The organism is Arthrobacter sp. (assembly GCF_048266065.1).
GTDB lineage: Bacteria > Actinomycetota > Actinomycetes > Actinomycetales > Micrococcaceae > Arthrobacter_H.
In genome coordinates, this window is sequence record NZ_JBLXAH010000020.1 from 1 (window position 1) to 8,015 (window position 8,015).

Here is an 8,015-nt window from a genome sequence, read left to right on the forward strand (position 1 = left end):
GGCCTCCATGCGGAACATCTTCAACGAACTCCTGGAACACTTCGGGGCCATCTTCGACGGGGAAACCTCCGCCGGGGTGCAGCTCAACGGAAAGGTTTCCTCCTTCGACATTTCCCAGCTACCCGAAACCGGGCCGGTGATCCCCATGGTCATGGGACTGTCCAACCTCTGGCTGTTGGGCCGGGTGCGCCGGGACAGGGGGATGCGCACCAACGTGATCATCGAGGAAGCCGGCCATATCCTGGGCGGCCCGCTGGCAGTGCAGCAACGCTCGAACATCAAGCTTTCCCGTGGACTGGGTATCTCCAACATGTATTGCCTGCACAAGGACACCGACGTGCCCCCGGGCTCGCCGGGCATGGCCGTGATCGAGGAAGCCCAAACCGTGCACATCTTCCGCCAGACCCGCCCGAAGTCGGCGCAGTGGTGCGCTGACACGTTCGGCCTGAACCCCGAATCGGTGCCGGAGATCATGGCCCTGCCCAATGGCCACCACTTCCTGAAATCGGCGGCCGATGATCCCGAAATCGAAATCGAGCACGTCCGCTCCGATTGGGAAATGAAGATGACCAACACCGACGGGGCACTGGCCGAAACGCCAGTGGAAGCCTGAGACAAGCAGAGGGGATAGGCAGCGATGAGCGAAAACATCTCGGTCAGCCAGCAAAAGGCCACCGCGTCGAGCACGAAGAAGGTCGAATTCGAGCTGGTCATGCTCGCCGTCATCCTGGCCGGGCTGTGGCATGTGGCCCTGGTGATCACCACGAACCTGGCGTTCGGGGACTACCTGGAGACGTTGCAGGCCTTGGTTGATACCGTGCTGCGCGGCCGGACGCCGGTTGATGTCGGGGGCAACCCCCGCGATGCCTGGGGCTGGCCGGTCGCGGTATGGGCCGGCCTGTCCGTGCTGCTGCTGGCTGGATACATCACCGTGTTGCACCAGCTCAAGCTCCGGCGCGAACGCAAGCGCAAGGCCGCCCGCACCTCGAAGAACAAGCGGAACAAGAACGATCATGGCCTCTCGACGGCCAAGGAGATCAGGGCGCGGATCAGCGGCCCGGAAAAGGCGGAGCTGGCCCCACCGGTATTCATCTACCTGGGCAAGGCCGTCGGCGTCCGCGCGGAGGACACCGCGTGCGTGATCGCCCCACCGAGGGCGGGCAAGACGACGTTCATCGTCGCCGGGCAGGTCGTTGACGCGCCCGGCGCGGTCATCACCACCAGCACCCGCCCCGACGTGCTGCGCCTGACCGCCGGGGCGCGCCGGGACAAGGGCCGCGTGTACGTGGCGGACTTCGACGGGCTGAGCAGCTACCCGGACAAGGTGCGCTGGAACGTCGTGGCCGGTTGCGAGGATGACCAGGTGGCCAGCGAACGGGCAGCGGCCATGGTCAATGCGATGCCCCGCAAGGGTCCGCCCTCGGCGGCAGAGGCCCACTTCAACACCGGCTGCACCATCATCCTGGAAGCCATGCTCCATGCCGCTGCACTCAAGCGCGGCGGCACGATGCGCGATGTGATCGCCTGGTCGCAGAACTTCCAGGACCTTGAACCCAAGGAACTCATCGAGGGGTTTTCCCCCACGGTCCCGCTCTGGGGGGCGAACCTGGACGAGTGGTGCCGCGAGGACAACCCGGACACCATCGGCAACACCAAGACGACCCTGGGCAAGATCACCGGGCCGATGAAGAACGAGAAGATCCTCTCCATGCTCTGCCCCGCGCCCGGGGACCCGGGGATTGATACCGCCCGATTCACCGAGACCGGCAACACCTTGTACTGCCTGGCCCGCCCGTCGATGAACGCCTCCACCGCACCCATCGTCACCGCCCTGGTGGAAACGATCACCCAGGAAGCCGTGCGGGCCTCCGGCAAGACGGCCAGCGGCCGGCTGGCCAAGCACCTTTCCCTGATCCTGGACGAGGCACCGAACACCTGTGCCCTGCCCTCGCTGCCCTCGCTGATGTCCGAGGGCGGCGGCAACGGAATCCACACGTGGGTCTTCGCCCAATCCCGCTCCCAGCTGGTGGCCCGGTGGGGCGAGGACGGGGCCGAGACCATAGTGAACGCCTCGGCTGCCCGCGTGCTCTTCGGCGGGATCTCCGATAACAAGTTCCTCACGGAGATCTCCGATCTGATCGGCAAGGAATGGACCGAGCACACCAGCTCCTCCTCCAACAGCGGCAAGGACGGCACCCCCGGGGTCACCGTCTCCAAGGCAATGCACCTGGACCAGAAGATGCGACCGGACCAGATTCGCAAGCTGCCCCAAGGCAAGGTGCTGCTGGTCTACCGCGAGATCGAGGCAGTGGTCCAGGTGACCCCCTGGTGGGAGCGCCCCGACAGGAAGGTCTTCGAGGAGTCGCGGCTGTGGTGCCTGGGCCAGGAAGGCATCGAGGCCGATCAGGCCAAGGCCATCGTCGCGGAACAGGAAGCGAAGCAGAAGGAAGTGGATGCCGCCATTGAGGCCGGGGATACCGAAGAGGACGAGGTGCCGGCATGAGCGAAAACGCGATGGAACCAGACGAAGCCGAGGCAGCGGAATTTGATGAGCTGCTGACCCGCATCCCGGAACTGGATCGACGCCTGGCCAACACGGAGGAAACCGTGGAGGGCCTGCTGGCGGTCCTGGCCGAATATCCTGCCGGCGGCCCGTGGTTGTGGGATGCCCTGGAACCGGGCGCACAGCGGGCTCTCTGGGTCGAGCTGGACACGTTCGTGGCCTGGTTGCAGAACCGTATCCTGTGCCACCACGCGGACCGGACCCGCTGGATCACCCCGTGCTGGTACCTCCACCCGGATGTGGTGGAACAACTCACCGCGCTCATGATCGCCCACAAGGCCAGCTACCACCCCAAGGCCAAGACGCCGAGCCACACACTCGTCGACTGGTTCCAAAAATGCCTGTGGCCCACGATGGATTCCATCAGGGACCGCTTGACCCTCAAACCGTGCCAGACCCAACGCGAACACGTTGACGCGTACATGCCAGGCGTCCAGCTCGCCGGAGGCAGCGAGGACTTCCTGGCCTTTGTCGAGGACACCGTGCCCGAGGCCCCCAAGGAGGGCCCGGGCGCGCCGGCCGTGAACCGGACCACCGGCGAAGTGCTGGAGCGGCAATCCAACGCGGAGCCAGCCCGCCACGGGCAAGAAGGGGATGGCGAGCATGGGTAAAGGCTGCCTGGCCGTTCTGCTGCTGCCGCTGATCGCGGTGGTGGTTGCCTTCGGGCTGATCTTCCTGGTGGCCATGGGAACCAGCGGCCCATCGGTGGCCAGCGGCCTCTGCGCGGTTCCCGGCACACCGGGGACCGTGCCCGCCGGCACGAAAAAGGTTGCCGGGTTCTCCGGTGACCAGCTCGAAAACGCCGCAAAGATCATGGCCGCCGCCTCGGATCTGAAACTGCCGGTCTCCGCGCAGATTCTCGGCGTTCAGACCGCCATCGGTGAGTCCACGCTCAGGGTCATCGACTCCGGCGACGCCGCCGGCCCCGATTCCCGCGGGCTCTTCCAACAGCGGGCCAACGGAGCGTGGGGCTCCTACCAGGACCGGATGGACCCACGCATCAGTGCCACCAACTTCTTCAAGGCCATGCAGCAGGTCGAGGGGTGGGAGGATCTTTCACCCAGCCAGGCCATCCACCGCGTGCAGCGCAACGCCGACCCGGACCACTACACCAAGTACCGGCCCCAAGCCGCCGCCATCGTCAAGGCACTCTCCACGGGAGAGGCCGGCCAGGACGACGCCGAAAAGGGCGAGGGCATCGACGCGAACGGGACGTGCCCCACGGGGGATGGGGAAACCGTGGGCGACCTGGGCTCTGGCAAGTGGGTGAACCCGCTTCCCGGCGGCCGGGTCACCAGCGGCTTCGGCGGCCGGGCCTGCCCGGCCGGTACCGAGTGCAACGCGAACACCGCCGATCACAAGGGCGTTGACCTCGCCAAGGGCGGCCAGGCCGATGTCCTGGCACCTGCGGACATGACGATCACCGTGGCCGAACAGGGGCAGGGTTGGAAGTCCGCTTATGGCACCTACGTGATCGCCAAGCAGGTCGACAAGCCGGGCCTGGTGTTCGAGTTCCACCACATGGCCCACGGAACCCTCAAGGTCAAGGCCGGGGACACCGTGGCCGCCGGGACAGCCATCGGCATCGAGGGAGGCACCGGCAACGCCTCCGGCGTGCACCTCCACTTCCAGATCGCCACCCCCAATGCCCCCTCCGGGGCACCCACCTACCAATTCGCCGTTGACCCGGTGCCATACCTGAAGAAAAAGGGAGTCCTCTAATGCCCGCCCCCACCAGCCCTAGCCGGCCATTCTCCGCGATGGTGGCAACTGCCTGCACACTGCTGGCCCTGACAGCCTGTGGCGGCACGGACAGCGCCCCGGAGGCCGCCCCCGAACCTGCCGCCAGCTCCACCCCGGCCAGCTCGCCTGCCCCGTCATCCGCCCCGGCCGAGAAGCCGGGTGTGGTGGCCACCAAGGCCATCAAGCTCTTCGCCCGACCGGACGAACCGGAGCGGCGCTGGTTCTCCCAACTGCGCCCCTACCTCGAGGAGGAATACGCGGTCGATGCCGAATACATCGATCCCGCCCGGATTCCCTTCGACAAGATCATCTCCGGCCCGAAGCTCGAAACCGACTCCCACAACCCCCAACTGGTGCTCGCCAAGTTCAAGACCAACGACGGCACCTGGACCGTCGAAATGCACCAGGACACCCCTGGCGGTGATTGGCTGGTCGGCGGCATCGGCTCAGCCGCCAACTAGAAACCAACACGACAGCGAGGGCGCATAGACTCTCGACGTCCCATATATTTCCGGTAGGCAGGCTCCCGCCACCTACGCCTGCTTACCGGAACGATGGCCACCGGCTCTTCGCTACCCACCTCAAGCGAAACAGCCGGTGGCCATCACCTTGCCACCAACAGGACTAGCGGCTGTAGCGTGGCCCCCGGTCGTGGCCCTGCTGTGGGCCATCATCCATGCCTCGTCGCTGCTGGCGTTCCCGTTCGGTTTTCTCCTGATAGGCGCGCAGCTTGCGCAGGTTCTCTGCCGCCTTGTCCACTGGCTCCTGTCCATCGGCAGGCCGCTCCCGTCCTTCTTCTGCGCGCCTCTGCCTCATATCGGCCAGTGCCTTCTCATAAGCTTCGGACCGCTCCGGTGTCGCAGCGCCCGAACGTTGCCGGGATGCCTTCAAGCGGCGGGAGATCTCGGCAATGCGTTCCGCGCGCGCCTGCTCCGGGGTGAGCGTGGAGTCCTGGGCGCGTTGGGTGCGCAAGTGGTCGATGACCTGCTCGGCCGGGGCCTGTACTTCCACAATCCGGGTTTCGACCTCGGCCGCTTCGCGCATCAGGTGCGCGTCGTCGGCCGAGAGTGGTTCGCGGGAGGTCTGCTGGGTGTACTTGTGCATGGCGGTGATCCTCGCCTCCAGTTCCGCCCCGAGATCCTTCTCGCGGTATTCCACCGGGATCGCAGCGGGTTCGGTGACCGGAATCTTATAGGTGTCCCGGTAGACGGAGATCTCGGCCGCCAGATCCCTCCACTGCTGCTGCTTGTCCGGGTCCGACGGCACCGGGCCAAGGGCATCAGCCCATGCCGGCGGTTCGGCCGCCAGTTCGGAACCGAGGCGGTTGAACTGCGGCACCATTTCCCCGCGCCTTTCGGCAAGCTCCTGCCGGAACAGCGCGGGCGTGTCCCACTGGACGATGGCCCGGACGGGGGCGATCCATTCGGGCAGGCCGTCCGGAATCGTCTCGGCCGGGCGTTCGGTGGTGATGCGCTGGCGGATCAGTTGCTCCCGCTCGATACGGTCCAGCACACCCCGTGCCTGGCTCGCGCGCTCGGTGCCGCCGCGTTGCAGGGTCTCGCGCAACAACACGGTTTCGGGCAGCTGCGCGCGGAGCTGCTTCTCCATGTCGAGCTGGACGAGCTGCCATGACAGCTCTGCGGTGTGGTTTTCCGGGTCGGAGGGGATCTGGCGAGCACGCTCCTCGGCAGCTGCCTTGATCCGGGCCGCCAGGCCGTCGTCGGTCAGGTGCCCGTGGAGGCGCTGCGTCCACGGCTTTTGTCCGGCATCGGGTGTTTCCTGGGCCAGGACGTTCCCGGCGCGCACCTGGTGCTCGGTTGCGCGTTCGTGCAGGGTGGCAAGGTGCTCGTCGCTGACGTTGGCCAGGGGCCGTTCACCGCCGGCAAGGGCCAGTGTCGCGGTGGTCTCTGCTTCGAGCCGCCAGGCCAGCACCGCTGCCTTGTCCTGGACGTCCTCGAATCCTTCGGCACCGTAGGCCCCAGCCAGGGCTTCGGGCAGGTCCACGCCGGCGCGCTCGGCTTCTCCCATGCCCTTGGCCAGCCGGGTCCAGGAGTCGGTCTCGATGATCTCCTGGGCCGGACCGTCCCCGAGGGTGCGGCGGGCGAGGATCTTCATGCGCTCCATGCCTGCCTGCTCGTCAACGTCGCGGTACGCGGCAGCACGGTCGGGGATGGAGCGTGCTTGGGCGCGAGCGGCGGCAGCGAGCTCGTGGGCGGTCAGGTTCGTGTCGTGGTTCGCGGCCACGGCCTCCAGCAAACCGTCGAGGGTTTCCCCGTTCTCCAGTGCGCCGTAGAGGTGGTTGGATTCGCGGCCACGAGAGGCGGCGACGTAGGCCAGGGAACGGGTGAGGCCGGAGGAGATCATCGCGTGCGTGGTGTCGCACGTCGCGCCCTGGGTGCGGTGGATTGTGGAGGCGTAGCCAAGCATCGTTGATTCCTGGACGTAGGAACCGGGCAGGGTTGTCGCCCCGCCATGGTCGCGGTGCTTCACTGCCAGGGCTCCATCCGCGTGGACACCGGTCACGGTCCACACGTCGTTGTTTTTCACGAAGTCCTTGCCCTGGTTCAAGGACATGAGCCGCTCATTCTTCCGGGTCACCACCACGTCCCCGACGTGGGCGGTTAGCCCGTCGCGTAGCAGCGCGCCGGGTCCGTCGCTGATGTCCCCGGTCCCGAGACGGTAGGACTGGGCGCGGGCGTTCAGCTCCGTCACGGTGTTGTTGTCGAAGGCCATCATCACCGAGTGCTTGCCGGCGTTGGTGTCCTTCTGCCAGGCCTCGAAGACTTCCGTGGTCATGGTCTCCACGTCACCACCCACGACCCGGTGGTGGTTCCGGTAAAACGCCCACGGGTCATCGGCACCAATGGCCGGCGGTTCGCGCAACGCCAGGGTGGCGGCGGCCTCGGCCTCGTTCGCGGTCCCGTCAGGGTTGCGGAAGCGGTGCAGATCCTCCAGATGGACCGCCCCGGCCTCGTTGCGGATCAGGCGCAACGCTCCACCGGAACCGACGGCGGAGAGCTGTTGGTCATCGCCCAGTGCGCGGACCACGGCACCGTGTTGCTCGGCAATCGTCACCGCCTCGGCAAAGAGGCCCGTGCCGACCATTCCGGCCTCGTCAATCACGATCACATCGCCCGGCGAGGGGATGATCGCCCGCTCAGAAGCGGTGCGGTGTTGGAGCACGAAGGAGTCAATGGTGGTTGCGGGGGCGTCCAGCTCCCCGGACATCACTGCCGCAGCCGCAGCCGTGGGAGCCAGGCCAATGACCTTCCCGCCGGCCTCGGTGATCGTGTCCGCAGCCAGGCGCAACGCGGTGGTCTTGCCGGCCCCGGCCGGCCCGACACCGACACGCAGCAGCTTGTCCGAACACGCGAACTCACGGGCCATGGCCAACTGCCCGGCGTCGAACTGTTTGCCCTGCATGGCCAGGGCACGCTCAAACGCTTCCCCGGTCGCGGCGGGGATGACCTTCTTCTGGGCTGCCTCCAACAGACGGTCCTCGCTGTGCAGGACACCCGAGGACGTGTAGACCTCGCGGTGGGCCTTCGCGTACTTCGAGGACCCGTCCTCGCGCCCCAGCGAGTCCACCAACGGGGCACGCTCACCGGGAGTCAGCAGCAATGAATACTCATCCACTGCGCGGGCCTTGACCTGTTCGATAAGGTTGTCCGGGATCGCCACGTCACCGAAGCGCGAGCCCAGACGGCGA

The 8,015-nt window shown here is 66.7% G+C and carries 5 protein-coding genes and 1 pseudogene; 5 read left to right on the forward strand and 1 reads right to left on the reverse strand.

Going from position 1 to position 8,015, the window contains the following annotated elements:
• The 5 genes and pseudogenes from ACN0TP_RS18245 to ACN0TP_RS18265 form a co-directional block, all read left to right on the forward strand.
• A pseudogene (locus ACN0TP_RS18245) lies at positions 1-613 on the forward strand (ATP/GTP-binding protein); the annotation flags it as partial.
• Positions 614-637: 24 nt separating this feature from the next.
• Positions 638-2,503: a type IV secretory system conjugative DNA transfer family protein gene (locus ACN0TP_RS18250; protein WP_417221383.1), complete on the forward strand. Its 1,866-nt coding sequence runs from the start codon at positions 638-640 to the stop codon at positions 2,501-2,503.
• Positions 2,500-3,174: a hypothetical protein gene (locus ACN0TP_RS18255; protein ID WP_417221385.1), complete on the forward strand. Its 675-nt coding sequence runs from the start codon at positions 2,500-2,502 to the stop codon at positions 3,172-3,174. The genes ACN0TP_RS18250 and ACN0TP_RS18255 overlap by 4 nt, the downstream gene beginning before the upstream one ends.
• Positions 3,167-4,285, forward strand: coding sequence for a M23 family metallopeptidase (locus ACN0TP_RS18260; RefSeq protein ID WP_417221388.1), 1,119 nt, complete (start codon positions 3,167-3,169; stop codon positions 4,283-4,285). Before ACN0TP_RS18255 ends, ACN0TP_RS18260 begins: the two co-directional genes overlap by 8 nt.
• 38 nt (positions 4,286-4,323) lie before the next feature.
• Entirely contained in the window at positions 4,324-4,767 is a 444-nt protein-coding gene (locus tag ACN0TP_RS18265) for a hypothetical protein (RefSeq protein WP_417221390.1), read from the forward strand.
• A gap of 163 nt (positions 4,768-4,930) precedes the next feature.
• On the opposite strand, the gene ACN0TP_RS18270 is transcribed toward ACN0TP_RS18265, so the two are convergent.
• Positions 4,931-8,015, reverse strand: a 3,085-nt coding sequence (locus ACN0TP_RS18270; RefSeq protein ID WP_417221392.1) for an AAA family ATPase, incomplete at its 5' end; no start/stop codon positions are given.